We start from the raw sequence: 23,756 nt of genomic DNA, 5'->3' as shown, positions 1-23,756 counted from the left end.
AATGCTCAGTAATTTTGAGCCACCTATAAAATCAGCTATTTTCGATAAACTAGTAAAGACTAATTTATCGGAGGCAAAACAGGTGGAGAGAAAATTTATGATTTATTCAAAAATAAAAGAATTGGAAGCCTTAGGCTTTTCTCAACGAAATATCGCAAAACAACTGGGCATTTCAAGAAACACAGTCGCTAAGTACTGTGATAAGGATGTGGAAACATTTACTACATGGCTCGCTTCTACTAAACATCGAAAACAGAAGTTAGATGAACACAAAGAACGAATCTTAGAATGGTTGAGAACCTATCCTGATTTAACAACTGCTCAAATTCAAGATTGGTTAGAAGAACGCGGCTTTGAGAATATAGTAGAAAGTACACTCAGACGATATGTGAAGAATCTTCGGGAAGAGTACCAATTGCCTAAGCAAGTACACCAACGACAATATGAAGCGATTCCTGACCCTCCAATGGGAGAACAAGCTCAAATTGATTTTGGACAAATCTGGGTAACCACTGAAAATAAGCACCGAATCAAACTGTATGTTGTCGCCTTTGTTCTATCACATTCAAGATACAAATATATGGAGTGGTGGGATCATCCTTATCGAACAGAAGAAGTAATACAGGCACATGAACATGCGTTTCGGTACTTTTCAGGAAAACCAAAAACAATCGTTTATGATCAAGATCGTACCTTATTTATCAACGAGAACTATGGCGATATTATTTTTACCCCACAGTTTGAAACTTATCGCCAAACACAGCGATTTAAGAGGTTCTGTTGCAAAGATTTATTAGAGGACAGACTTCCCCAATTTTCAGCGGATCGTCTAAACAGCTTGGAACAATTCATCAAATTTATCCCACAAAAAATGGTCGGAGCGATTTTCGTCGCTTCGACTTTGTTTGTCTAATGCATGCAGTACTTCAATCCCTTGAAGAGTGGCTTTCCCAGTTCGCATGGTTTGAAAACCGCAAGATTTTGGCACTCTTTTTTTGATTAACCGATGATCTTGTTCCAAAATATTATTGAGAACCTTAACGGTTCGGTGCTCTAAATCCTTTGGCAGAATCCTTTCTTCTTGCAACGCTCGAAGCGCCTTTAAGGTAGCCGCATACTTATCCGTAACGAGTGCCCGAGGCTGTCCGTGATCTCGAACTAACCGTTTGAAAAAGGCTTTGGCTGCTTGTGTATCCCGATGTTTTCGTAACCATAGACCCAAGGATTGACCTGTCGAATCAATGGCACGATACAAATAATGGTTCTTACCTTTAATCTTGACGTACGTTTCGTCCATGCGCCAAGAATCCGTAAACTGTTGCTTCCGAAGTTGTTTTTTCCACAAACCATAAAGAATCTTTCCATAGTGTTGCACCCAGCGATAGATGGTTGTGTGGTCGACACGAATCCGATAATAAGCTAGTAGCTCTGCGCATTCACGATAACTCAAAGGGTAATGGCAATACATAACGACTGCTTCATTAATGATTTTATACGGATAGTGTCTCCCTTTAAATAAATTCTTCATGAACGTCCTCCGAGTACTGTCAATTTTCTACAATTATACCGGAAAAAACGTTTCAACAAAAACTTTGCAACAGAACCGATTAAAGAAGGGGCGAAGTACATTCCGAATACAATGTTTGTTTTAGATCAATTTCATACAGTTAAATATGTGAAAAAAGCATGTACAGGTCTATCATCAGGTGCACCAATACTGCTTGATTGGATTAATAAGAACCACAAGAATTTTGTTCAAGCGTTCTTTACTAGTCGTTTAGAGGATCATACGCTGTCTGGAAATCAAAGGAAGCAAATCGCTCAAGCCCAAAGATATCTCTTAGGCAACTGGGAAGCAATTCAAAATCAACATAATGTCGATTATATAGGCTGCAGCGCCGAAGGTCATGTGAGCCATATTCTGTCTTCACGATTAAGTTCTCGTCCGTTAGGATGGAGTAAAATCGGAGCGAACAATATCGCTAAAATGCGTGTATTTCTAAGGAAGCTGAATTGTAATATTAATCGCAACAAAGAACCCATCAAAAATTTCTAGTAAAATGAGTTTAGGATAACAAACTACTAGGAGTGATTTTGATGGGTTCACACAAAAAGCTTACACGAGATAATCGAAAATGTATAGAGACGATGATTTATGATGCCAAGAGTATTCAAGAAATAGCGGACAGAATTGGTGTTAGCCGAACAACGATTGATCGTGAGTTGAAACGAGTACCCGAAGATTTGATCTATAATGCCGACAATGCGCAATTAGATGCGGAAATGAAGCGCAGTGCCTGTGGTGCGAAGTCCAAATGGACTTCTGAATTCGCTTATCAGATTGAATGTGATCTTGAAGACAGCTGGTCCCCTGAACAAATTGCGAATGATCGTCAAATAGTTTCATTCAAAACCATTTACAATTGGCTCTATGCCGGTATTCTTAATGTGTCTAAACAGTGTCTGAGACATAAAGGCAGAAGACAAGAAAAACAAGAAGAGGCACGAGGCAAAATGACTGTAGGGCATACCATTGATGAACGCCCAGCTTCTGTGTCAACTCGAGAAGAATTTGGACATTGGGAGTTGGACACAGTTGTTTCTAGCAGAGGGGAAAGCAAAGCCTGCGAAGCAACGTTTATTGAACGGAAAACACGCTTTTATTGGGCGATCTCAATGAGGGATCGTACCGCGAAGTCAATGGCACAAGCGATTAAAGCTTTTGTGCAAGACCTAGGGAGTCACAAGGCATTTTTAAGCTTTACGGTCGACCGTGGGAAAGAGTTTTCTTGCTGGAAAGAAATTGAGAAAGATTTAGACGTACCTATGTATTTTTGTGATCCATACTCCCCATGGCAACGCGGATCTAACGAAAATGGGAATGGTTTATTTAGAGAATTCTTCCCTAAGGGAACTGATTTTTCAAAGGTACCCCCTACGGAGAAACAGGAAGCATTACGCAAGATAAATATGCGTCCTAAAAAAACATTGAACTGGAAAAATTGTTGGGAAGTCTTTCAAGAAGAAATGTTGCAATTAATTTGACAATTCAGCGGAATAAAGGGAACCTAATGGTTCACTTAGAATTGAAAAACAAGGAGATTCAAAAAGAGTCTCGAGTTCAGCGATTAGACAAACGTGTCAATCGTCCAAAACCAACCATAGATCAAAGTTTTTTTGCCAAATTACCATTATTGGAAAATGGGTTAATTACCGGTACACGCAACAGAGTAGCTAGCGTGATTAAATAGATTCTATTGATTTATCAAGGTTTCATTCATCACCATATTTTGGAGAAATACGAATTCCAACAAATTTTTGACGCAATCTTTTCAAGCAAACTATTTGTAATCGTTTCCGAAAAAGTGGTATAAAATAAGTGTAAGGGATAGAGAATTCCCGATAAATTGTCAGCAATGGCAGCAGAATAGTGAATCTGTCGGTGAGAATCGACACGAAAGGAACGTGGGAGTTTGAAGAATCCCTTATTAACTGAACGGTCTAGCGGATGTTGCGTATAGTTGAGTGGACATAAGAACCTCAAATGTAGTAAGACAACTTGAAAAATCCGCTAGGCTATTTTGTATATCATTTCCATAAATAAGCAACTTCCCTTATACTCAAATAAAGGAGGCGTTTATAATGGTTTCGCCAAAAGAAGTTATTAGCCCCAAAGAAAAACTTGAATTGATGCATATTATTGAAGATGGTACCGAAACAGGTAAGGGCTATTCAATAGCAAAGTTGAGATGGAAAAATGTTATTTCATATGGTATTCGTTATGACGGTGATAATGAAAATGATAAAGGGTTTCCTACTACAGGTAAAGGATATCAATCAGCATGGTTCATTCTTCCTGATGTTGTTGCATACCCTTATTTGAGAACTGTTGTGGCACAAAAAGATATTGATTCGCGTTTAGACATAGTGACAAATTTCAGCAAAATTTAAGCAAATCTTTCAAATGTGGGAAGGCGGTTTCAATGCTAAATAAGTATAATAAAGTTTTAGTAGCGATTGATGGGTCGGAACAATCAGAAAAAGCACTAAAAGAGGCGATTGATGCGGCTAAGCGAAACGAAGCATTTCTAACGGTTATCACAGTTTCTGCTACAAACACGTTCGTAGCAGATGCACATATGGTTGCACATGTGTTAGAGCAGGCAGAAATTTCCTCGAAAACTATTCTGAAAAATGCAGAGGAAATTATTTCAGATGCGGTTGTTTATGAAGTTAAGGTATTGGTTGGCAATCCTAAGGCGGCGATTGTTGAGTATGCAAAAGAAGAAAAAGCAGATTTGATAATCATGGGCGCAACAGGAAAAGGAGCATTTTCTCGTTTATTACTAGGCTCTACGACCGCCTATGTTGTAAACCATGCGCCGTGTAATGTTTTGGTTGTGAGATGAAAAAGGGAACTTCTCATAAATTTGAGGAGTTTTTTCATTATAAGCAAAAAAATTCCTAAAATACGACCAATCCCTTATAATTTCAAAAAGGGAGGCGGTTGTAATGGCAGGGAGATATAAGAGAGTTATGGTTCTAGTTGATGGTTCAGACCAATCCTATGATGCGTTAAGAAAGGCAGTTGGTATTGTGCACAGAGATAAAGCACACTTATTTATTTTAGCAGACACAAAAATGTCCTTTGAAGCATACGATGGCCTTGAATACTCATCAGAACACATTACCTATACAATCCGAAAAAGCGAAGACGCTCGGAAGATGTATATCGTTCAATTTTCCCAAGAGAACAATATCGACTTAATTGTGATCGGAGCTTCAGGTATAACTAGTTTAGGTTCAACACTAGTAAGTTCTATCACTACGCATGTAGTTGGTTACGCTCCTTGTAAAGTAATGGTTGTGAGATAGCATATAAACCTCTCAATTAGTCTGAGAGGTCTTTTTTTGCTTCTCGAGAAGCTGTATAATAGGTACAAATTTAGGAAAAGAGGAACTACAAATAATCGATGGACGTGAATGTTTCGATCCAAATATGGCACCACTTACTGAGTTCAGTAAGAAACTGTCTTGGCCACCTACTTATATCAAATGTGATTGTGGCGAGATACTAAGCAGAGCTCAGCGGACTAACGCTTCTTTTTACTGGAGATGTAAAAAATGCGAGAAGATGTTCTCTATGGTTAGAGGAAGTTATCACTCCAAGACCTCCAATAAGTAAATTGATTCTTTACATATTGTGAGTTAGTAGTGGTCCCTTTTTCAACCATCGTTACTATGAAAAGCGGCCCCATTTTAAACTAGCATAAACATTTGATGATCTGGAAACCAGATTGATATTTAAACCAAGTGGATATTGTAAACCTAATGAGACACCGCAATATCTTTTATACGTTGAATTGTCAAATTAATTGCAACATTTCTTCTTGAAAGACTTCCCAACAATTTTTCCAGTTCAATGTTTTTTTAGGACGCATATTTATCTTGCGTAATGCTTCCTGTTTCTCCGTAGGGGGTACCTTTGAAAAATCAGTTCCCTTAGGGAAGAATTCTCTAAATAAACCATTCCCATTTTCGTTAGATCCGCGTTGCCATGGGGAGTACGGATCACAAAAATACATAGGTACGTCTAAATCTTTCTCAATTTCTTTCCAGCAAGAAAACTCTTTCCCACGGTCGACCGTAAAGCTTAAAAATGCCTTGTGACTCCCTAGGTCTTGCACAAAAGCTTTAATCGCTTGTGCCATTGACTTCGCGGTACGATCCCTCATTGAGATCGCCCAATAAAAGCGTGTTTTCCGTTCAATAAACGTTGCTTCGCAGGCTTTACTTTCCCCTCTGCTAGAAACAACTGTGTCCAACTCCCAATGTCCAAATTCTTCTCGAGTTGACACAGAAGCTGGGCGTTCATCAATGGTATGCCCTACAGTCATTTTGCCTCGTGCCTCTTCTTGTTTTTCTTGTCTTCTGCCTTTATGTCTCAGACACTGTTTAGACACATTAAGAATACCGGCATAGAGCCAATTGTAAATGGTTTTGAATGAAACTATTTGACGATCATTCGCAATTTGTTCAGGGGACCAGCTGTCTTCAAGATCACATTCAATCTGATAAGCGAATTCAGAAGTCCATTTGGACTTCGCACCACAGGCACTGCGCTTCATTTCCGCATCTAATTGCGCATTGTCGGCATTATAGATCAAATCTTCGGGTACTCGTTTCAACTCACGATCAATCGTTGTTCGGCTAACACCAATTCTGTCCGCTATTTCTTGAATACTCTTGGCATCATAAATCATCGTCTCTATACATTTTCGATTATCTCGTGTAAGCTTTTTGTGTGAACCCATCAAAATCACTCCTAGTAGTTTGTTATCCTAAACTCATTTTACTAGAAATTTTTGATGGGTTCTTTGTTGCGATTAATATTACAATTCAGAAAAAAATGACACTGAGGTTTGCAAGATGTCAGAAATGATTAAGTTAATGACACAGAAAAAGGAATCGAATTTTTTCGATTCCTTAATAAATTCCACTTAATCTAAAAATTTCTTGAAAAGACTGTCTCATTTATTGACTCTGATCCATTTGTAAAAAGATATCCTAAACATGATTAGAAAATTTTAATATATGCGTTTACTCATCAGTACGCTGGCGGATCGTAAATCCCTTCTTTTTTTCCACCGGATCCAGTGTGAATATTTCCTCAAATTCAGTAGGTTGCATTAGCAAGATTCTCCGTTTTCCTAACCGAACTAAAATCATTCCGTATTCAAAGGATTCATTTCCTGTGGGTAAATCAACAATAGCACGTCCGTGATCCTTGCCTTTTTTTGTTCGTTGAATAGTAAAGGGCGCACAAAAGGCGGCTATTTCTGACCAATTATGTTTGTTGTACGCAATAAAAGGAACGCTATCCTTGAAATGACAAAATCCTTTCGATTGAAATAACAATTGAATATCTAACTCCATTTTTCCACCTCCAGAATAAAAAAATGATGGTTAGTAAGCTTTTTCTCGCGGGATAAATGTAATCGTCATACTTAACCCTAATCCTGTAGCATACCTGTTAAGAGTAGCCATGCTTGGAACGGAAGTTAAGTTCTCGATTTTCGATAACTGTGATTGTTTCATCCCTATTTTTTCAGCAAGTTCTTTTTGTGATACATTTTGCTTTTTGCGTTCATTGATTAGAAATATCAGACTATCTAGCACTTCCTTTTCTTCATCAGGAAGTGCTATTTCCTCTTTTAATTCGCTCCATAACATATCTATTCATCTTTCCTTTCTATCCAATCCGCTAGATTGCTTTTAGCTTTCTCAATCTCCTTTTTTGGAGTCTTGTTGCTCTTTTTGTGGAAATAGTGTAACAAAACAAATTCATTTCCCTTGAACGTTGCATAAAAAATTCGATAAGGAACGGGTCTTAATTCATATAAGTCGTACCCTTTCAACTTCTTAGACACAGGTTCATTCAAACTATATCCTTCACTCTCCAAACGGCCAACTTGAAAGTATAGCTTCTTCAAAATGGACTTATCCATTTTACTAGCACTTTTATTCATTTGTTGAATCCATTCTTTGATTTCAGAATTCCCTTGCGAATCTTCATACACATGAACTCTATACGCCATAAACCTACCCTTTCCATATAACTTATTTGCTATAACTAGTATATAACTCATTTGCTATATAGTCAAGTTATATTTATTATATTACGATAGCTTTCACTAGCCATTCAATAGCGATAAAATAACAAATGATAAAGCTAAAGGTTGCTAGTTAACATAATCGCAATTAGACTAAGAATGCCTTCGCTCTAATAAGCTAAAATTGGTGTATAGTCGTCCTATAAGTGTCCTTCTTTACAATAATGGCTAAAGTGGTTACAGTTGGATTGTAAGTGTCACTTTTGCCATAAATAAAGAAAGGAGTTTTTCATATGAAATTAGGCATCATCAAGACACACTTTCCAAATGAATGCAGAATACCTTTGCTCCCTTCGGACATCAGAGATTTTCCGAATACAATCTATGTGGAAAAGGGATTGGGAACTGGATTGGGCTTTTCAGATGAAGCTTATTCGGAAAAAGGGGCGATCGTTGCTTCAAAAGAAACGATTTTTGCCGAATGTGACGGTATTTTTTCCTTAAAAATTATTCAACCCGAAGAGTATCGCTTGTTGAGGGACGGTCAAATCATCATTGGTTGGACACATCCGTTAGGTTCGGGCAAAGACTTTATGGAAACACAAGCGCTCCCCAAAAAACTAGTGATCGTAGATTTAGATAATCGTTTCCCAACCGCCTATTATAATCACCAACGAAAACCTCTCTCTTGGATTCCTTCGAATTTTATTCGAAAAAATAGCTTTTATGCCGGTTATGCGGGAACGTTACATGCACTTTTGGCGCACGGATTACTACCTTCGGGAAAAGAAAAAATAGCTGTTTTAGGGTCAGGCAATGTCGCTCAAGGGGCGTTTCATGCCGTTTCAAAAATTACCTCAGAGGTCACTTTATTTTATCGCCGGACACTGCCAGAATTTAAAGAGCAACTTGCTGACTTCGATATGATTATTAATGGCATTGAGGTTGGAGACGACCGATTACCTATTTTATCTACCGAGGAGCAGCAACAACTTAAAAATGGGTGCTTCATTATTGATATCGCTGCAGACGCTGGGAATGCGATCGAAAACGATCATTTTACTACAATCGATGAGCCTGTATATTATGAAAACAACCATTTTTTCTATTGCGTTCCTAACACGCCATCGTTGGTCCATCGAACGGTAAGTCCCATTTTGAGCAGACAATTTACCAAATATATTTATTCTAAAGATATCAGTATTTTCAAAGACATTTTCCAGAGTAGTAATCGCTGAATCATAAGCAACAATGTGTGTTTAACCAAAACAGGAATCTCTAAACTAGAGATTCCTGTTTTGATTCGATTCCCTTAATTTACTCTGAAACTGTTGCCGTTCATGGGCATCCAAGTTAGCCTTTCTCCGGTTGTTCTTTCATTTTTTTTATCCGATAGAGTGTGCTTCGGCTAAAAGGTGTCTTTGCTTGCACCTCTTTGTAGCTTAGCCCCTGTTGCATTAATTGATAGGCGTGTTCTTTTTGACTTGTCATAGTCGCTTTGGGGCGGCCTTCCCGATAATTCGGGTTATTCTTTTTAGCAAAGGCTTTTCCTTCTTGGGTGCGTTCAACGATCATGTCGCGTTCCATTTCAGCAACACTGAGAAGTGTGCGCACAATCATTCGTCCCATGGGTGTGTTTTCAATCGTTCCCAGATTCAATACTTTGATCGTAATATCATCATCCAGTAGGGGTTCGATGATTCCTAGTGCTTCGCGGGTATTTCTAGCAAAGCGATCGAGTTTCGTAACAACAATACTGTCGCCAGATCGTACCTTACTTAACATCTCGTTAAATACGGGGCGGTCTTTTTTCGTACCCGTGAAGTTTTCTGAAAAGATATGCTTCTTTTGCACACCATATTCGAGTAATTGCTGTATTTGTTCTTTTGTACTTTGAGAGAGGGTAGAGACCCGCGCATAGCCATACTGCATTTTTAGTGAACCTTCCTAAAACAAATTATTTTTTAATTGTTCCAACTGATCAACGACGACCGAAAAGAACTCCTTTTCGGTAAGAATTGAAATGTCGTACCCTTCGGTTTGATATTTTTTCGCAAGCAATTCTTTTTTTGAATAAGGGGCGGTGTCAAATAAAGTTTGTTTCCGAAAACCGGTTACTAAAATATCCGTTTGATGAGTGACGGTGTTTTGAATGTTTCCTTGAAGAATCGTCACAAAATGCTGCGCCTTTGTTCGCGTCATCGTTTGTAAGCTACCTGTAAAAACAATGTTCTTTTTGTAGAGAAAATTTGTCTCAAATGGAAGGGGAGACAGTCGTTTTTTATCCAAAATAATCACCACTTTATGAGATAAGTTTATGACATTCTATAAACCCCAGTATAAAGCGTTTTTAGTGTTGTGTCAAAAACTATTAAGTTTCTGACACGAAAAAAGGAATCGAAAAAATTCGATTCCTTAAAAAAACAGCTTAATTTAAAACTCTCTCGCAAAAAGCGTCCCATCAATTGACTCTGATCCACTCCTTATTTCTATTAGTAATGGTATACTATGAGTAAAATAGGAACGGATGGTGTCGTAGATATGAGTAAAACTAAAAAGAATGAGGTCGTTGGTACAATCGTTGAAGTTTTTCAACTTCTACCTGATCCCATAGAAATCCGGAATACTAAGTCTGCCACGTTTAGTTATGAGATTGATGGTAAATACTATGTTTCAGAAAACAGCATAACGATTCCAATGAGGTTTGAAGTAGGTGATAAAATGACTATAAAATATAATGTCGATCATCCAACTGAGATTTTCACTAAGCACTACTTCGTGATCTGAAATATAAACGTATTAACTTGCCTTTTCAAATTTCATTTTTTTATTGTATATAATAAGAAAGGTGGCATATAATTTCACCCAATAATTATATGCTACCTTTTTGAATATTTTCATATCCATAATAAATATTAGCCAACACACTTAGTCACAAGCTTCTTTTTTAACTCCTCAGGAAGAAAATTTCTGTACCAAATACATTCATCTTTCTTCTCAGATGCCTTTTGCATTCCTCTAAGTATACATCTGTTACAGTATAAATTGTGCTCGCAATCTTTACATATAGTTAAAACATCTGGTAAGGTTACTTGAGAAAAAGTAGTTAAGAAGTTCTGACTCCTATCATAAATATCAGTAAATTTTTCTTGAAATACATTTCCAAAATCTAAATTAAAATAATCACCTGTATCCATAGTACAGATTTTCAAATTCCCGTTTGATTTTATTGAAACACTTGATAGTAAAGCTCCGCAGGATTCTGAAGCATATCTCTCCTCACTCACTATTCTGATAAAGTCGGGATACTTATTATCGATTTTTTTGTAAATATTTACAAAATTCATAAAACTTTCTTCGGTAGATAGAAACAACGCCTCTTCCATGGTTGCTCCGTCTGCTCTTCCCATTGCAACTACTGTCGAAGCAGCAAACGCTTCTGCTCCGTGACTGTATGACCAATCAGCTATGCTTTCTATCTCATGAACATTCTTTTGAGTCACAATTGTCACAATTCTTACAGGAATGTTTTTAGAAATTAATAAATCTATGTTGGACTTTACCCGGCTAAGCTTATTTTGAGAACCGGTAAACCAATCATAATAGTTATCATCTAAACTATGAAGATCTATTTGAACAAATACGTTATCCTTATACTTTTCTAAAGTTCTAACAAGCTTCTGAGATAATGCTATCCCGTTTGTTAAAAGCATAATGGATCTTATACCTGATCGAATTGCAATTTCTATTGCTTCGGATACATACCTATATGTTGATGGATCACCACCTGTCATTTCAACAGTAATAACACCAGCTTCTGCCAAATTCTCAAATAGCGGTTTTAATTTTTCATAAGGAACATCTTGTGCTGAACACTCTCCAAAAAAACCATAACAATGCCTACAAAGAATATTGCATCTAGAAGTTAGCTCAATTGTTACAACTGTTGGATAAATTCCGTTGTATTCAATCACCTCTACCATTCTATTATGTTTAGTATTCGATGTCTTTACTTCAACTGAATAGTTCTCTTTCATTGTGTTCAGTAAAATAGCAATATTCCTCTCAATGATTTCAGGTTGTTCATTGTACTTAAATTGAAAATAAGCCACTATTTGATCATATGATTTAAGACCATTAAATTGTTCTAGTATTTCAGCAGCAACATTATTTAGTTCAAAAGATGAACCTTTATTAGTTTTCTGCTGCCATTCTGCATTTGGCGTTTGAAGAAAGTACTTAGGCTGTTCCCCTTTATTGTATTTGTAAATAATCATTTTAGGTTCCACGTAAATGTATGTCATTAGGGCCTCATAAGCGCAGAGAGGGCGATTTTCCCTTTAAGCAATTTAAAGCCGTTAGAATCAATGTTTCTAATTATTTGTATTATTGGTTTTGAAAATCGAATTGTTTTTTGAATTAATAACGATTGATACAAAGTTCCAAAACCGTTTCACGCTTTAAGTATTGGAACTTTGAATAAAGTAATGAGTTATAGGACTTGATTTCAAGTGTTAATTCCATACTTCAAGGGACTTTTCATTTAGTACCGTAAACGACCGTTTATGGTACCTAAAAATAAAGCAAAAAATTCTTATAGGGATAAAATAACAAGAAAAGAGAACAAATTAGTCCTTAAAGGGATTTTTGCCCTCTTTGCGACAATGAGGCCCAAAGTAACTCTATAGCGATCCATCATTACACCTCGTTTTTTGTTTTCTTTGTTTACTGATTTAAAGCCAAGCTTCTACTTCTTCCAATTCTGCGCTATGAAATCTTTTGTTTGCTTATCATTCCTAAAGTTTATTGTTAGCACCTCAATCAAATATTTCTACCCTTTCTTATGTTAGCGCTCCAAACTATTTAAATTCCACATGCAGCTCTTTACCTACTCTATTAGCAATCTCATAGAGAATTGTTAAACTCGGATTCATCGATCCGTTTTCAATTCTAGCAATAGTTGATTGAGGTTTACCTACTTTATCAGCTAATTCACGTTGACTTAGTCCTAATTCTTTTCGCAATTGAGTTAAAGCAATCGCAACTTCTAAACGTTGCGATTCCTTTTCATACTCAGCGGCAAAGATTGAGCTTTCCGCCTTTTTTTTATTAATTAATTCGTCAATTTTACTCATTGAAATTCTCCTCTCTCATACCGTTCTTTAACTGCTTTAGCATGTTCAATTTCACTTTTTGGTGTTTTTTGCTGCTTTTTCGTGAATCCGTGCGTTATCAGATATTCATTTTCGATCTTCTGAAAATATATTGCTCGTTGGATATTACTACCTACTTTTGAACGTAATTCGAACAATTCGGTATCTAGTTTTTTAACCCACTCCATTCTTTGTGCCACGAGTAATCCATGTTCTTCTGTTTTGCTGATTGTTGCTAACAGTTTTGCAGAATCTTTTTCAGGAATCGAGTTTAAAAATTCTTCAAACTCACTTGATCCATCCTTCCGTTTTACGAAATCAAATTGTGGTTTTTCCATACCTTCATGATAGCACATTCGCCATCATGAATAAAGAGTAATTTGACGAATTTTTATCATAGTTTGCGTCAACTAGAAGCACTACTTAATTAATCTTAATGTACCCGTTTGACAAGTAATTTTGTGCATTTTCAGACTCTCTAGCTTCGGACTCATCTATGACACTAATTGCCAACCCATCGTTCGTATGGACGAGTTTTACAAATCCTTGAGCTAATTCATCGTCAAATTCAGCAAGTGGATAGCACCGGCTCTTGACTCCTTTACCGAGTTTGCCAAGTGATAATTGATTCGGAGTTCTTGTCACTTTGTTGTTTTCACTAGCGCAAACACTATCAAAAACTTGATTCATTTTGTCAATACTTCCATCAACAGGTAAATGCTTATTCAAGATATCAAGTAACCGACTATATTCATATGAACCTTTGGAGAAACTAAGTTTGTCGTGGCGGTCGGAAAATATTGTTCGTAATGATTCAACTTCTTCTAGGGTAAGTCTTTCTTTGATTATTTTGGTAAATAACCTAGCGTGGTAATCTTTATCCATATAAGCAATAACAAATGGATCAAGCAATTTTCCTATTTGATCGATTGATCGTTTTGTTTGAGTTAGCTTTCTTATATAATCAATTGATTCTTTAGCAGCTAATGCAGCCACACTTCCTATAACGATCGTTCCAAATGTTTTTTTCATTGTAGAAACCTCTTTTCAATTTTAGCGCTCTTGTTCAGAACGTTTGCTATTTGTTTTTTGATCTTGTGCTCTTTCGTCGTTCTCTTTTTCGATTTCAGAATAATCAAATATTCCCTGTTTAGACAAACTATCGATGGTTTCTTGAACAGCGATTAGTTTATCTAATTTTTCCTCATAGAAACGATAACTCTCAACCAGTCGTTGGCGTTGGGTTGTTTGATTTTTTGCCATCGAAATAATTTTTTCTTTTGTCAAATCGTGCCGCAAATTATCCGTTGCGAGTAGCTTTTTTTCTGCAAATCTGAATTGCTGTATCTCGTTTTTATATTTTTTTTGCATAGAAAGTTTTTCTAGGCTGAATTGTAATATTAATCGCAACAAAGAACCCATCAAAAATTTCTAGTAAAATGAGTTTAGGATAACAAACTACTAGGAGTGATTTTGATGGGTTCACACAAAAAGCTTACACGAGATAATCGAAAATGTATAGAGACGATGATTTATGATGCCAAGAGTATTCAAGAAATAGCGGACAGAATTGGTGTTAGCCGAACAACGATTGATCGTGAGTTGAAACGAGTACCCGAAGATTTGATCTATAATGCCGACAATGCGCAATTAGATGCGGAAATGAAGCGCAGTGCCTGTGGTGCGAAGTCCAAATGGACTTCTGAATTCGCTTATCAGATTGAATGTGATCTTGAAGACAGCTGGTCCCCTGAACAAATTGCGAATGATCGTCAAATAGTTTCATTCAAAACCATTTACAATTGGCTCTATGCCGGTATTCTTAATGTGTCTAAACAGTGTCTGAGACATAAAGGCAGAAGACAAGAAAAACAAGAAGAGGCACGAGGCAAAATGACTGTAGGGCATACCATTGATGAACGCCCAGCTTCTGTGTCAACTCGAGAAGAATTTGGACATTGGGAGTTGGACACAGTTGTTTCTAGCAGAGGGGAAAGCAAAGCCTGCGAAGCAACGTTTATTGAACGGAAAACACGCTTTTATTGGGCGATCTCAATGAGGGATCGTACCGCGAAGTCAATGGCACAAGCGATTAAAGCTTTTGTGCAAGACCTAGGGAGTCACAAGGCATTTTTAAGCTTTACGGTCGACCGTGGGAAAGAGTTTTCTTGCTGGAAAGAAATTGAGAAAGATTTAGACGTACCTATGTATTTTTGTGATCCATACTCCCCATGGCAACGCGGATCTAACGAAAATGGGAATGGTTTATTTAGAGAATTCTTCCCTAAGGGAACTGATTTTTCAAAGGTACCCCCTACGGAGAAACAGGAAGCATTACGCAAGATAAATATGCGTCCTAAAAAAACATTGAACTGGAAAAATTGTTGGGAAGTCTTTCAAGAAGAAATGTTGCAATTAATTTGACAATTCAGCCTAGTTTTGAAACTTCATCTAATTTAGTGACAATGGGCAAGTATTTTTCATAGGTGATTAGAAGTTTGGCTACTTGATTGTAGTTTTTTATTTTTTCATCAATCACACTAATTTTATTTTCTATTTCAATCTTTTGATCTGTTAATGTGGCTAATTGTGCTTGAATTTGATTCGGTGTTGAAATTTTTTCTTCACGGATTGTATTTAACGTAGTAAGCAATTTATCAGTATGCGCACGTTGCGAACGTCTTTTCAACATGGCTAGCTTTGGTTGAATATAAACATCAAGCAGCGGAACTTCTTTCTCCAATCCAGATAAAATTTGACTGCCAGTGAATTTTTGATTTGCTCTTTTTTTAGTGTCGTTCTCATTTTCGATTTGCATTTCTTGACCGTAATAATTCCAATTTTTACCAATGGCTACGGTAACGGATTGACTAATTTGATCGATAGATACGTATTCACTCGGAATAAATATTCTTTCAATATTGGCGCTAGGAATAGATAAAGAAACCCCTCGTTCGCTGATTGATTGAATATTTTTTCCAGCAACAGTGATTTTATCTGGTTCTAAACCTTGTTTAATTTCTAATCCTCGAATAATCCCTTCGCCTTTAATTGAGTAATTTTTATCTTCCATTGTCGATTTGTCTTTTACTGTGTAATCAAATTTATCATTGAGCCAAATTGTATAGCTACCGTCGTTTTCATTGACATCAACATAGTTACTCGCAATAAAAAATAAGCCTTCGGGTTCATTTGTTTCAAGCCTAACCAATAGACCTTCTTTTGTTGCTTTTTCAATTTGTTCATCTAATAAAGTTATCGGTGTATCTTGCTGTACAACAACACTTTTTTCTTTTTCTCTATATCGCTCATTAATAGGGTCAAGTGTAGATTCTTTCGTAAATTCATAATTAGTACGAAAACAATTTTCAAAATTGGAAAGATGGAAGCTATCAGGTAATAAAACTTCCTTAACTCTAGTATCGCTGACATCATTAAATAGGAAATCACTACTACCATCTTTATTCTGCTTTATAGTTATGTTGTAATCTTGATTAAGAAGATAGTTAAAATCTTTCAAAGAGTCACTAGCGAAAAAAGTATCCTCTATCGCTTTTTCCAGACTTTCTAATAACTCTTGATTCGTGATTAAGCGATTTGAAATGCCTTCCTTTGTAAACGTATCCATATCATCTAATTTATTACCACGAGTTTTTCGTTGTTGCCCTTCTTCTTCTAAAGCAAAAGTGATATGCTTTCCATCAGAGTTTACAGCTATTCCCAAAGCAGCAGTCTTTTCTTCGAATGCTTCCCATGAAGTTGTTTCATTTAAAATCATAGTCAATCTTTTTCTTATTTCAGATCGATAACTGGTGTTCTTACGTCTCTTTGAGTAGTTCTTGTATGAATCTTTTAGTTTTTCCTTTTTTGGAGAAATCGCAAGATTATGTTCAGCACATATTCGATTACTTATCTCTTTAATTTTGTTAGCAGTACGGTAAGGTTGACAACGAAATTTCTTTAAATCGTAAAATGATACACTGTTGAAAATGATGTGATTATGGATATGCTCTTGATCGACATGAGTAGATATTACGTATTCAAATTTCCCCTCAGTCAATTCATCAATCAATTGTTTACCTAATTCATGAGCCAATTCAGGTGTTATATCATCATCGGGAGAAAAACTTTGAATTAAATGATGTGCAAGTATTTCGCTTCCGCCGACTTTTTTGTAATCACCACGAACATCTAACGAAAATCCCCTTGTCATTTCCATTTCAACAGACGCACTTTGCGCCTGACAATTGTAACTACTTACGAGGTCACCATTATTTGTTTTTTCAGGATCAGTAATATAGCTTACAGCTATATTCAAAGTGTTTTTTATTTGATGAATCGTTGTAACTGCCATTAGATAAACCTTTGTGCGTCTCTAGCTCGGCGCATTTTAAAAAGTAGTTCTTCATTAATCATTTGTGTGAGTTCATGATATGAAACACTCAATTCTTGAAAATCTTCTTTTGAAACACTATTCGATATATTGGCTCTATGAGCCAACTGGTTGATGTTATTTCCGATTCGCCCTAATTCTGTTACCAGATTCTTTAAATCGGAAAAATCTGTGGTAATAGTAAATCCAGCTAGACACATATTTCTAGCGTACAAAGAAAAGTTTTCTATTTTCGCTTGACTCATTTTATATTTGAGCAAGAAATCTTCTTGCTCAGTGACTCTGAATTTTTTTTGAATTGTTCGAATTTCATTATCGTAGCTTTTTGAAATTTCCACTATTTCTGATGGCGTTTTTCGTGGTTTGAAATTTTCAATTTCCAAATAGAATCACTCCTAACGGTGGCAATCTGTTTTTTCTTCCTTAATGACTGTTTTTTATGACTTTTGGAGCTAATCTATTTTTCAAATAGTGATCCAAACTCTTTGACCGCCGACCTTCTTGGAATCGTAGATTACAGGGAGGCGGTCTTAGAGCAAGATTTGCAAGTTGGTACCAACTTACGAAAAAAAAAGAAAAAGCCACGGTGTGACTCTTTCTTTTTTGCACTTGGGGCGTTGCCCCAAACCCCTTTTATTTCAGTTCAGAGATTACGGAAAAATCTATTTGATCAAATTCCTTTTCCGTTAGATTAGCTAATTTCTTTGATACAGATAAGTAATTCCTATACGTATATTCAAGTTGTTTTTCATCTTCTATAAATTGTTTTCCTGTTTCTCCTTGTAGAACACTTAACATATTATTGATATCTGAACGGACACTCAAAAAGTTGTTTGTTTTAAGAATTTTTTTGTGCCCTTCGATTATTTCTAGTTCATGTTGCGAAAAAGTTTCCATATTTTACTCGTCCTTTCTTAAATCATTAAATGATACTGTGTTGATTATCTTCAACTTGTTTTTGTTTCTCTGCCGTTATATTATTTGTGCTTTCGTTCAATTCATTTGCTATTTTTTCGTACCTATTTAACTGATCTGTCAAACTAATAGTTTGATCTTGCACTTTTTCTGCTTCTTTCTGCAACACTTCTAAATGATGATCTATCTTTTGAATTAGTGAATCAGCTTGCTTCAAAATGCGATCAAAACTTTCCTTTAGCTCAGGTACATCTTTGTCGCTAGACCATGAAGCTAGGTACGGAAAACTGTAGTCTTTGGTATCAATTCCGAAATGTTCACAAACGACAAAAGCACAACTCTCAGCTTCTACTTCTTTGGTCTGACGAGACAATTTTTCTGTACCGGAATGTAGATCACTATGGGTTATTTCATGCACTAAAGTTTTTATAGTTTGTGATTGGCTCATGCCTTTATTGATAGCAATTTTTTTATTCTGATTATCACAGTATCCCTTTACGCCACCTTGCAATGATTCAAAAACAATCGAATAATCCGAAGTATATTTAATAGCTGAAAAGAGTTTTGCGTACTCTTTTACGTCGCTACTCAATTCTTTGGTTAGCTCTGGTAAAGGATCTCCACTTGTTTGAGAAACATCAAAAACAGATACAGGAAAGAAAGAAATTCCTTGAACTTCTTTCTTTTCTTTCTTACCATTTTTTACTTCTTCTACCTCTTTTTTATAAGGACGTCCACCAATAATTTTGATAGACTTTTCCCCTTTATTTACTTGTCGCTTAAAGGTATTCTTCCAAGTCTTGTAACCAGCTACACGCGTCGCTTTTGGCATTTGCATTAAGATTAGGAGTGTATTATTCAAGCTATACGAATGAAATTTTGACATAGTTTTAAGAAAGATTTTGTATTTATCAGATGATAAAAAATCCTTAATTCCTTCTTCCGCTTGGTTCAATAATTCAACAGTTTTATTATTCATTATTATCACCTACACCTTCGAGTCTTCTTTTTGTACTGGATTGTCAACTTGTTGACTAGGTGTGTCAGGCTGTGTTTCTGCCGGCAAAGAAGGCAATTGATCGTATTCATTTATAGCCTCTTGTGTGCTTTCTTTCAACGTTTCTGCTTGATTATTCAATGTATCAACAGTATTTTTAGCATCTTCTACAGCAGCTTGGATAGCGGTTGAATCTGCTTCTTCTACTTGTTTAGCCACTGTTTCGCTCGTACTATTCATCTTTTCAACAGCATCTTTAGTTGAGTTAATTTCAGGTTGAACAATTGTAGCAACCGTATTATTTTCTTGCGCTTTACTTATAACGGTTTCCGATTTGTTGCTGGTTTCCTGAATGTCATTTTGTGTCTTCTGAACGTCTTCTTTTATTGTATCTAGGTTGTTCACGGTATTTTCTGCTTTTGTTACAGATTGATTTACTTGTTTCAATTTTTGATCTGCAACGTCCTGTGATTCTTTCAATTCATTGATTTTAGCAGTTAGTTTATCATACGTATTTCTATATAAATCTTGATTTTCAACTAGGATAGAACCATCAATTTCAATCAATTGCTTGATTTCAGATAGTAGTTGATTGTATTCGACGGTTAACTCACTAATCCTTTCCCATTGCTTATTTAATGAATCTTTACCTGACGTTACAGTGGATTCAACACTTAGTAACTGATCTAATTCATTTTTTACATTGCCCATTTTTTCATTCAAGTTATTAGCGTTTTCTCGAACACTTTCTAAATCCTCTTTGGATTGATTCACCAATTGATTAATGTCAGGAGTTGGCTCTGGTTCGGGTTCAGGCTTTGGATCAGGAATCGGATCAGGAGTTGGACTAGGGTTTGGGATTGGCGTTGGTTCTGGAATAATAATTTCGTCCAATTTTTTATTTGTATCATTAACTTCTGGTTTAATTGTTTGTCCTTTTGAATCTTGGTTTTTACTTGGTGACGGATCGCTTAATAATAAAACTGGATTCTTAGAGCTACGGCTATTCTCCTTCTGTTTCTGTTCATCTAATGCAATATTCAATTGGTTGGATAGCTGATTTCTTGTTCCTTTATTTGTTTCGAATTTTGAATTATTTTCAATTCCAGATGATAGAATTTTATCGGTAGATTCGGAAGTTTTTTTCTGTTTTTTGGTCTTTTTTTCTTTTTGCTGAACCTGATTTTCCCAAGAAGATTTTGATTTTTTCTTCTTGGTATCATGGGTAGCTTTTTTTTCAATCTTAGGTGGTTGTGTTTTCTGGGATTGATTGTTATAAACTCCATACCCAACGCAACTCCCAAGTAAAGCAATTGAGAATAAACCACCAATTAAATATTTCTTCTTATTATTCATCATTTGTTTTTCCTCCTAATTTTTTCAAATTATTTAACCAAGTATCATAATCTTTTTTTGCTTCTTTTCTTTCCTTATCAGATAGAGAACTATCCCTACTATCCGATTCATACTTTTTCAAAAGATTCACTATACTTTTTGCGACAGTAATATCTTCCTGCAAATCGCTATCTTTGATCTCTTGATTAATTTTTTCAGCTTCTATTAAATTTTGAGCGCGCAGGAAATCGTATGCTTTTTCTTTTTGATAAAGTTTAATTTGCGAACTCAATGTCTTATTTTTTATTGCTTGATTAATCAATTTTGCTTCTTCAAATTTTCCTTGCTTCAAATAGGCAAATCCTTTCATGGCTTGAATGGTTTCACTTTGAGGAATATTTTGGATGTCGGTTACTTTTGACCAGTTCTCTTTTAAAAATGACCAATAGAAAAGAGCTAGCTGAGATTTATCTTTCTCTGCTAGCTCCTTCAATATTTTTTCATCTTTGTTACTATAAAGCGTTTCGATTAAGTTAGTTTCTTCGTCAGGATAGCTTTTTAAAGCCGTTTCGTAATCTTTATTTTCCACTAATTGTTCATAGCTTGGTATTTTTTTTTCTTCATTCACTGTATGATTTTTGACTACAGAAACGCCATAAGTAATACCCATAGGTAAAATACAAATACAAAGTGCACCTAGAAGAAATTGTTTCAAGGTGAACCTCGTGTTATTAATGATAATCGAAAACTTCCATTTCGTTTTCAACTTTCTTTCTACAGATTCTTTTTGCTCCATAGATTGATCTATTTCTGTTGGCTCATCATCTAATGACTCTACTGTCTTAGAATATTTGATGTCCGGTGCTATCTCTTTGGCTTTGGTGGACTCTTTATTAACGCTAATAAGACTTTCTTGCACATGATTTTCAGAACCACCCAGCGTTTGAAATGGATTTTCAACAGCTGATGTTACAACTTCCATTAAATTTTGATCTGTTGGCAAAGTCACACTAAATTGAAAAAGTGTATTCGCTTTTCTATCGGTCACAATTATTTCGATATTATCCATCAGGTGTTGATCAATCAACTTTTGATTTGCTTTTTCAAGCAAAAAAATACCCTCGTACATATCTACGGGGGTATCAGGTAACAATAAATCAGTTGTATATCTAAAATAGATTAGTGACTTTTTTTTGAACAAACTAATCAAACTCCCCTCCTCCCCACAATAAGTTAGGTACTCGGTTGATGACAGCACTTATATTTCCAAACAAAGTAGGTAAAAATTCGACAAAGAATACAGGTAACAACAGACAAACGTCCATTACAACAATACCTACTAACCCTAATAGTATTTCATTTATAGGTACACCATCTTTGTAAAGAAAGTATGTTGCACCTATAAAAAATATTGTTACAATGCTTGCTATGGGAAGAAGGATTTTTGAAAACATGGATAGGACGGTCGCAGTAAGAGTCAAGATCACGCTCAATAGAGTTAAAATCAGCCCTATTACTATACAAGGTATGAACAAAATAACCGCAAATATTCGTCTAATCACCATAAAAAATCCTCCTATTTCATAATACTTCTTTGTTCTATTATACCATAACGAAGCTTATTTTAAAAAGGTTTTTAGCTAGTTTATTGGTTATTTTGATGGTTGTTTCGTTGCAATATTTGATTTAATTCTGACACACTGACATGGTGTGTCTCTAAAATTGTAAATACCTGTTCAGACTCCAATTCACGCAAATCAGTTTCTAACGCTGCGACTTTCTTTTTATCTGAAACTATACGATCCTGAACTTTTTTTAATTCTTCTTTTTTTTCTGATATTCTTTTTTGAATAGATTTCTTAGCCATCATTCTTACTCCCATTTCTGATAATTTTAAATACTTTATTGATATCTGTTCCTTCATAATGCGTGGAATTGCTTACAACGGCTGGTACTGACGTTAAGTGATAATCTTTGATGTACTTTCGGTTTTTAGGATTGTTCATATTGATAAACAGTAGTTTATTGTCAATAAGATTATAACGTATCAACGTAGGCATAATTTTCTGACAATCTATACAGTCCTCTCTATAGAATACGAGAATCTTCTTTGTTTCACTAGAAATTGTAATTGTTTGGTGATCTCTTTCTACTTTAGAGATATACTGATAGTCGTAAATATTGACGAATAGCAACATTCCCAATAACACCAAAAGTATTTTGTTTTTACTACTCAAATTCTAACCCTTTATTATAAGAACCTAGGCTCTTAATGTCGGTAATTTTTTGAGTTTCCAAATCGTAGGAGACCGTGTAAATCTCACTATTTTTATACCAATCAGTTTCAGCCATCTTATTCTCGTAATCTACAGTAAGAAAGCCAGTAATTATCTTGTTATTTTCTACTGATCCGCTGAATATTTCCAACTTGTCTAAGCGAGAGCTTACATTATTCGAATCACCATAAGTGAATGAATCACCAAAAAGCTTCTTATATAGATCGTCAGATAGTAAATTTTTAACGGATTCCTTACTCTGTTCATAATCCTTCGGTGTATAATTGAAGCGGCTTGTAAAATAATTCGTAACAATGCTTGAAAATTGTTGATATACCTCACTATTTTTATCGGTGATTTGAGAAGCTATGAGCTGTTTATTCTTTTTTTCAGATAGACTTCTTTTCTTTTTTTCAACATCATATTGAGTTGTAACCTTCTCTATTTTTGCTTCTAATTGGTCATTTGATTTTTTCAACTTTTGATTAGTCACTTTTTCGTACGAACATAAACCAAAAAGTAAAACAATGATAGCCCCTACTACCACTGGTACGGCTATCCTCAATCTATTTGTCAATTTCGATCCCTCCATTTTACAATTAATTTCCTGCTTTTATTGGTCTAGCAAATGTAACTGTTCCGCCACTTAGCAAGCTAGTAAAAGACATTCCGAACGCCGTGTTGTTTACACTATCACCCGAACCACCTTGTTGTAGCACCTTCGTATTATTTCCTATCCATTTTTCAGATAGAATACCAGTGTGCCCATTGCTTCCAGCGCCACCACCAGTATTCACAATAACAATGTCTCCTGCTGTTGCTTCACTTTCGGATACTTCTTTTAGGTACTGGTGACTCCCTTTTGCGTCAATCTCCATAGACATGGTGTACCAGCCCATATTTGGCGGAACTTTGTATCCTGCTTTATTTAAAACCAACCAAACATAGCCGGAACAATCTGTACTGCCTTCTTTGTTGGGATTCTTAAAATCTGTACCTAGATCGGGCGACGGATGTAGTTGTAAATATTTAAACCAGCCTAGCCATCCTTTAGCGACTTGTAAGATTTCTCCG

32 protein-coding genes and 1 pseudogene are annotated in these 23,756 nt (G+C 35.8%); 10 read left to right on the top strand and 23 right to left on the bottom strand.

What is annotated here, in order from left to right; genetic code table 11:
* The first annotated feature begins 97 nt into the window (after positions 1 to 97).
* On the top strand, positions 98 to 913 hold the full coding sequence (locus tag IGI38_RS24070; protein WP_438734491.1) for a hypothetical protein: 816 nt from the start codon (positions 98 to 100) through the stop codon (positions 911 to 913).
* Here the strand turns inward: IGI38_RS24070 and IGI38_RS24065 are convergent.
* Positions 830 to 1,528, bottom strand: a complete 699-nt coding sequence (locus IGI38_RS24065) for an IS6 family transposase (protein ID WP_438734490.1) — start codon at positions 1,526 to 1,528, stop codon at positions 830 to 832. The genes IGI38_RS24070 and IGI38_RS24065 overlap by 84 nt on opposite strands.
* Between IGI38_RS24065 and IGI38_RS24060 the strand changes: the two are divergent.
* From IGI38_RS24060 to IGI38_RS24035, 6 genes and pseudogenes are all read left to right on the top strand, one after another.
* Positions 1,520 to 1,993, top strand: a pseudogene (locus IGI38_RS24060) (UPF0236 family transposase-like protein); the annotation flags it as partial. The gene IGI38_RS24065 and the pseudogene IGI38_RS24060 overlap by 9 nt on opposite strands.
* Before the next feature lie 104 nt (positions 1,994 to 2,097).
* Positions 2,098 to 3,045: an IS30 family transposase gene (locus IGI38_RS24055; RefSeq protein WP_438725454.1), complete on the top strand. Its 948-nt coding sequence runs from the start codon at positions 2,098 to 2,100 to the stop codon at positions 3,043 to 3,045.
* 26 nt (positions 3,046 to 3,071) lie between these two features.
* Positions 3,072 to 3,251 carry a hypothetical protein gene (locus tag IGI38_RS24050; RefSeq protein WP_438734489.1) on the top strand — a complete coding sequence of 60 codons (180 nt, stop codon included), beginning with the start codon at positions 3,072 to 3,074 and terminating at the stop codon, positions 3,249 to 3,251.
* Between the two features lie 391 nt (positions 3,252 to 3,642).
* Positions 3,643 to 3,951: a hypothetical protein gene (locus tag IGI38_RS24045; protein ID WP_438734488.1), complete on the top strand. Its 309-nt coding sequence runs from the start codon at positions 3,643 to 3,645 to the stop codon at positions 3,949 to 3,951.
* A 32-nt stretch (positions 3,952 to 3,983) separates the two neighbouring features.
* Positions 3,984 to 4,409, top strand: coding sequence for a universal stress protein (locus IGI38_RS24040; RefSeq protein ID WP_438734487.1), 426 nt, complete (start codon positions 3,984 to 3,986; stop codon positions 4,407 to 4,409).
* Positions 4,410 to 4,512: 103 nt separating this feature from the next.
* The gene (locus tag IGI38_RS24035) at positions 4,513 to 4,875 is read left to right on the top strand and encodes a universal stress protein (RefSeq protein ID WP_438734486.1); all 363 of its coding nucleotides are present in this window, start codon (positions 4,513 to 4,515) and stop codon (positions 4,873 to 4,875) included.
* Between the two features lie 491 nt (positions 4,876 to 5,366).
* Here the strand turns inward: IGI38_RS24035 and IGI38_RS24030 are convergent, their stop codons facing one another.
* The 4 genes from IGI38_RS24030 to IGI38_RS24015 all read right to left on the bottom strand — a co-directional run bounded on the left by IGI38_RS24030 (position 5,367) and on the right by IGI38_RS24015 (position 7,598).
* Complete coding sequence (locus tag IGI38_RS24030; RefSeq protein WP_438725454.1) at positions 5,367 to 6,314, bottom strand: IS30 family transposase; 948 nt, start codon at positions 6,312 to 6,314, stop codon at positions 5,367 to 5,369.
* 286 nt (positions 6,315 to 6,600) lie between these two features.
* Positions 6,601 to 6,936, bottom strand: coding sequence for a hypothetical protein (locus IGI38_RS24025; RefSeq protein ID WP_438734485.1), 336 nt, complete (start codon positions 6,934 to 6,936; stop codon positions 6,601 to 6,603).
* 30 nt (positions 6,937 to 6,966) lie between these two features.
* Positions 6,967 to 7,233 carry a helix-turn-helix domain-containing protein gene (locus IGI38_RS24020; RefSeq protein WP_438734484.1) on the bottom strand — a complete coding sequence of 89 codons (267 nt, stop codon included), beginning with the start codon at positions 7,231 to 7,233 and terminating at the stop codon, positions 6,967 to 6,969.
* A gap of 2 nt (positions 7,234 to 7,235) precedes the next feature.
* Positions 7,236 to 7,598 carry a type II toxin-antitoxin system RelE/ParE family toxin gene (locus IGI38_RS24015; RefSeq protein WP_438734483.1) on the bottom strand — a complete coding sequence of 121 codons (363 nt, stop codon included), beginning with the start codon at positions 7,596 to 7,598 and terminating at the stop codon, positions 7,236 to 7,238.
* A 308-nt stretch (positions 7,599 to 7,906) separates the two neighbouring features.
* Between IGI38_RS24015 and IGI38_RS24010 the strand changes: the two genes are divergently transcribed.
* Positions 7,907 to 8,851 carry a N(5)-(carboxyethyl)ornithine synthase gene (locus IGI38_RS24010; protein WP_438734482.1) on the top strand — a complete coding sequence of 315 codons (945 nt, stop codon included), beginning with the start codon at positions 7,907 to 7,909 and terminating at the stop codon, positions 8,849 to 8,851.
* 115 nt (positions 8,852 to 8,966) lie between these two features.
* Here IGI38_RS24010 and IGI38_RS24005 read toward each other — a convergent pair whose 3' ends face one another.
* Positions 8,967 to 9,545: a recombinase family protein gene (locus IGI38_RS24005; RefSeq protein WP_438734481.1), complete on the bottom strand. Its 579-nt coding sequence runs from the start codon at positions 9,543 to 9,545 to the stop codon at positions 8,967 to 8,969.
* A gap of 15 nt (positions 9,546 to 9,560) precedes the next feature.
* Entirely contained in the window at positions 9,561 to 9,911 is a 351-nt protein-coding gene (locus IGI38_RS24000; protein ID WP_438734531.1) for a BRCT domain-containing protein, read from the bottom strand.
* 210 nt (positions 9,912 to 10,121) lie between these two features.
* Between IGI38_RS24000 and IGI38_RS23995 the strand changes: the two genes are divergently transcribed.
* Positions 10,122 to 10,400 (top strand): hypothetical protein, encoded by a 279-nt coding sequence (locus tag IGI38_RS23995; protein WP_438734480.1) that lies wholly within the window; start codon positions 10,122 to 10,124, stop codon positions 10,398 to 10,400.
* Between the two features lie 128 nt (positions 10,401 to 10,528).
* Here IGI38_RS23995 and IGI38_RS23990 read toward each other — a convergent pair whose 3' ends face one another.
* From IGI38_RS23990 to IGI38_RS23970, 5 genes are all read right to left on the bottom strand, one after another.
* The gene (locus IGI38_RS23990) at positions 10,529 to 11,890 is read right to left on the bottom strand and encodes a PqqD family peptide modification chaperone (RefSeq protein ID WP_438734479.1); all 1,362 of its coding nucleotides are present in this window, start codon (positions 11,888 to 11,890) and stop codon (positions 10,529 to 10,531) included.
* A 582-nt stretch (positions 11,891 to 12,472) separates the two neighbouring features.
* Complete coding sequence (locus IGI38_RS23985; protein ID WP_438734478.1) at positions 12,473 to 12,748, bottom strand: helix-turn-helix transcriptional regulator; 276 nt, start codon at positions 12,746 to 12,748, stop codon at positions 12,473 to 12,475.
* Positions 12,745 to 13,104, bottom strand: a complete 360-nt coding sequence (locus IGI38_RS23980; protein ID WP_438734530.1) for a type II toxin-antitoxin system RelE/ParE family toxin — start codon at positions 13,102 to 13,104, stop codon at positions 12,745 to 12,747. The genes IGI38_RS23985 and IGI38_RS23980 overlap by 4 nt, the downstream gene beginning before the upstream one ends.
* Before the next feature lie 85 nt (positions 13,105 to 13,189).
* Complete coding sequence (locus IGI38_RS23975; protein ID WP_438734477.1) at positions 13,190 to 13,798, bottom strand: hypothetical protein; 609 nt, start codon at positions 13,796 to 13,798, stop codon at positions 13,190 to 13,192.
* A 21-nt stretch (positions 13,799 to 13,819) separates the two neighbouring features.
* Positions 13,820 to 14,029, bottom strand: a complete 210-nt coding sequence (locus IGI38_RS23970; RefSeq protein ID WP_438734476.1) for a hypothetical protein — start codon at positions 14,027 to 14,029, stop codon at positions 13,820 to 13,822.
* A 213-nt stretch (positions 14,030 to 14,242) separates the two neighbouring features.
* Between IGI38_RS23970 and IGI38_RS23965 the strand changes: the two genes are divergently transcribed.
* Complete coding sequence (locus IGI38_RS23965) at positions 14,243 to 15,190, top strand: IS30 family transposase (protein ID WP_438725454.1); 948 nt, start codon at positions 14,243 to 14,245, stop codon at positions 15,188 to 15,190.
* Between the two features lie 4 nt (positions 15,191 to 15,194).
* Here the strand turns inward: IGI38_RS23965 and IGI38_RS23960 are convergent, their stop codons facing one another.
* The 11 genes from IGI38_RS23960 to IGI38_RS23910 form a co-directional block, all read right to left on the bottom strand.
* Positions 15,195 to 17,120: a relaxase/mobilization nuclease domain-containing protein gene (locus IGI38_RS23960; RefSeq protein WP_438734475.1), complete on the bottom strand. Its 1,926-nt coding sequence runs from the start codon at positions 17,118 to 17,120 to the stop codon at positions 15,195 to 15,197.
* Positions 17,120 to 17,542 (bottom strand): plasmid mobilization protein, encoded by a 423-nt coding sequence (locus IGI38_RS23955; protein WP_438734474.1) that lies wholly within the window; start codon positions 17,540 to 17,542, stop codon positions 17,120 to 17,122. The genes IGI38_RS23960 and IGI38_RS23955 overlap by 1 nt, the downstream gene beginning before the upstream one ends.
* A gap of 250 nt (positions 17,543 to 17,792) precedes the next feature.
* Entirely contained in the window at positions 17,793 to 18,056 is a 264-nt protein-coding gene (locus IGI38_RS23950) for a hypothetical protein (RefSeq protein ID WP_438734473.1), read from the bottom strand.
* A 25-nt stretch (positions 18,057 to 18,081) separates the two neighbouring features.
* Complete coding sequence (locus IGI38_RS23945; protein ID WP_438734472.1) at positions 18,082 to 19,053, bottom strand: ArdC-like ssDNA-binding domain-containing protein; 972 nt, start codon at positions 19,051 to 19,053, stop codon at positions 18,082 to 18,084.
* 9 nt (positions 19,054 to 19,062) lie between these two features.
* Positions 19,063 to 20,430, bottom strand: coding sequence for a hypothetical protein (locus tag IGI38_RS23940; protein ID WP_438734471.1), 1,368 nt, complete (start codon positions 20,428 to 20,430; stop codon positions 19,063 to 19,065).
* Positions 20,420 to 21,616, bottom strand: a complete 1,197-nt coding sequence (locus tag IGI38_RS23935) for a hypothetical protein (RefSeq protein ID WP_438734470.1) — start codon at positions 21,614 to 21,616, stop codon at positions 20,420 to 20,422. The genes IGI38_RS23940 and IGI38_RS23935 overlap by 11 nt, the downstream gene beginning before the upstream one ends.
* Positions 21,609 to 21,971: a hypothetical protein gene (locus tag IGI38_RS23930; RefSeq protein WP_438734469.1), complete on the bottom strand. Its 363-nt coding sequence runs from the start codon at positions 21,969 to 21,971 to the stop codon at positions 21,609 to 21,611. Before IGI38_RS23930 ends, IGI38_RS23935 begins: the two co-directional genes overlap by 8 nt.
* Positions 21,972 to 22,051: 80 nt before the next feature.
* Complete coding sequence (locus IGI38_RS23925) at positions 22,052 to 22,273, bottom strand: hypothetical protein (protein ID WP_438734468.1); 222 nt, start codon at positions 22,271 to 22,273, stop codon at positions 22,052 to 22,054.
* Positions 22,266 to 22,466, bottom strand: coding sequence for a hypothetical protein (locus tag IGI38_RS23920; RefSeq protein ID WP_438734467.1), 201 nt, complete (start codon positions 22,464 to 22,466; stop codon positions 22,266 to 22,268). The genes IGI38_RS23925 and IGI38_RS23920 overlap by 8 nt, the downstream gene beginning before the upstream one ends.
* Before the next feature lie 169 nt (positions 22,467 to 22,635).
* Entirely contained in the window at positions 22,636 to 23,259 is a 624-nt protein-coding gene (locus IGI38_RS23915) for a hypothetical protein (RefSeq protein WP_438734466.1), read from the bottom strand.
* A gap of 22 nt (positions 23,260 to 23,281) precedes the next feature.
* Positions 23,282 to 23,756 (bottom strand): NlpC/P60 family protein (locus tag IGI38_RS23910; protein ID WP_438734465.1); only part of this gene is annotated, 475 nt, incomplete at its 5' end.

It is taken from the genome of Enterococcus sp. AZ128 (assembly GCF_051714485.1).
In the GTDB taxonomy this organism is placed as follows: domain Bacteria; phylum Bacillota; class Bacilli; order Lactobacillales; family Enterococcaceae; genus Enterococcus_A.
The sequence above is the reverse complement of the archived record's forward strand: the minus strand, read 5'-3'. Positions and strand labels throughout refer to the sequence as shown.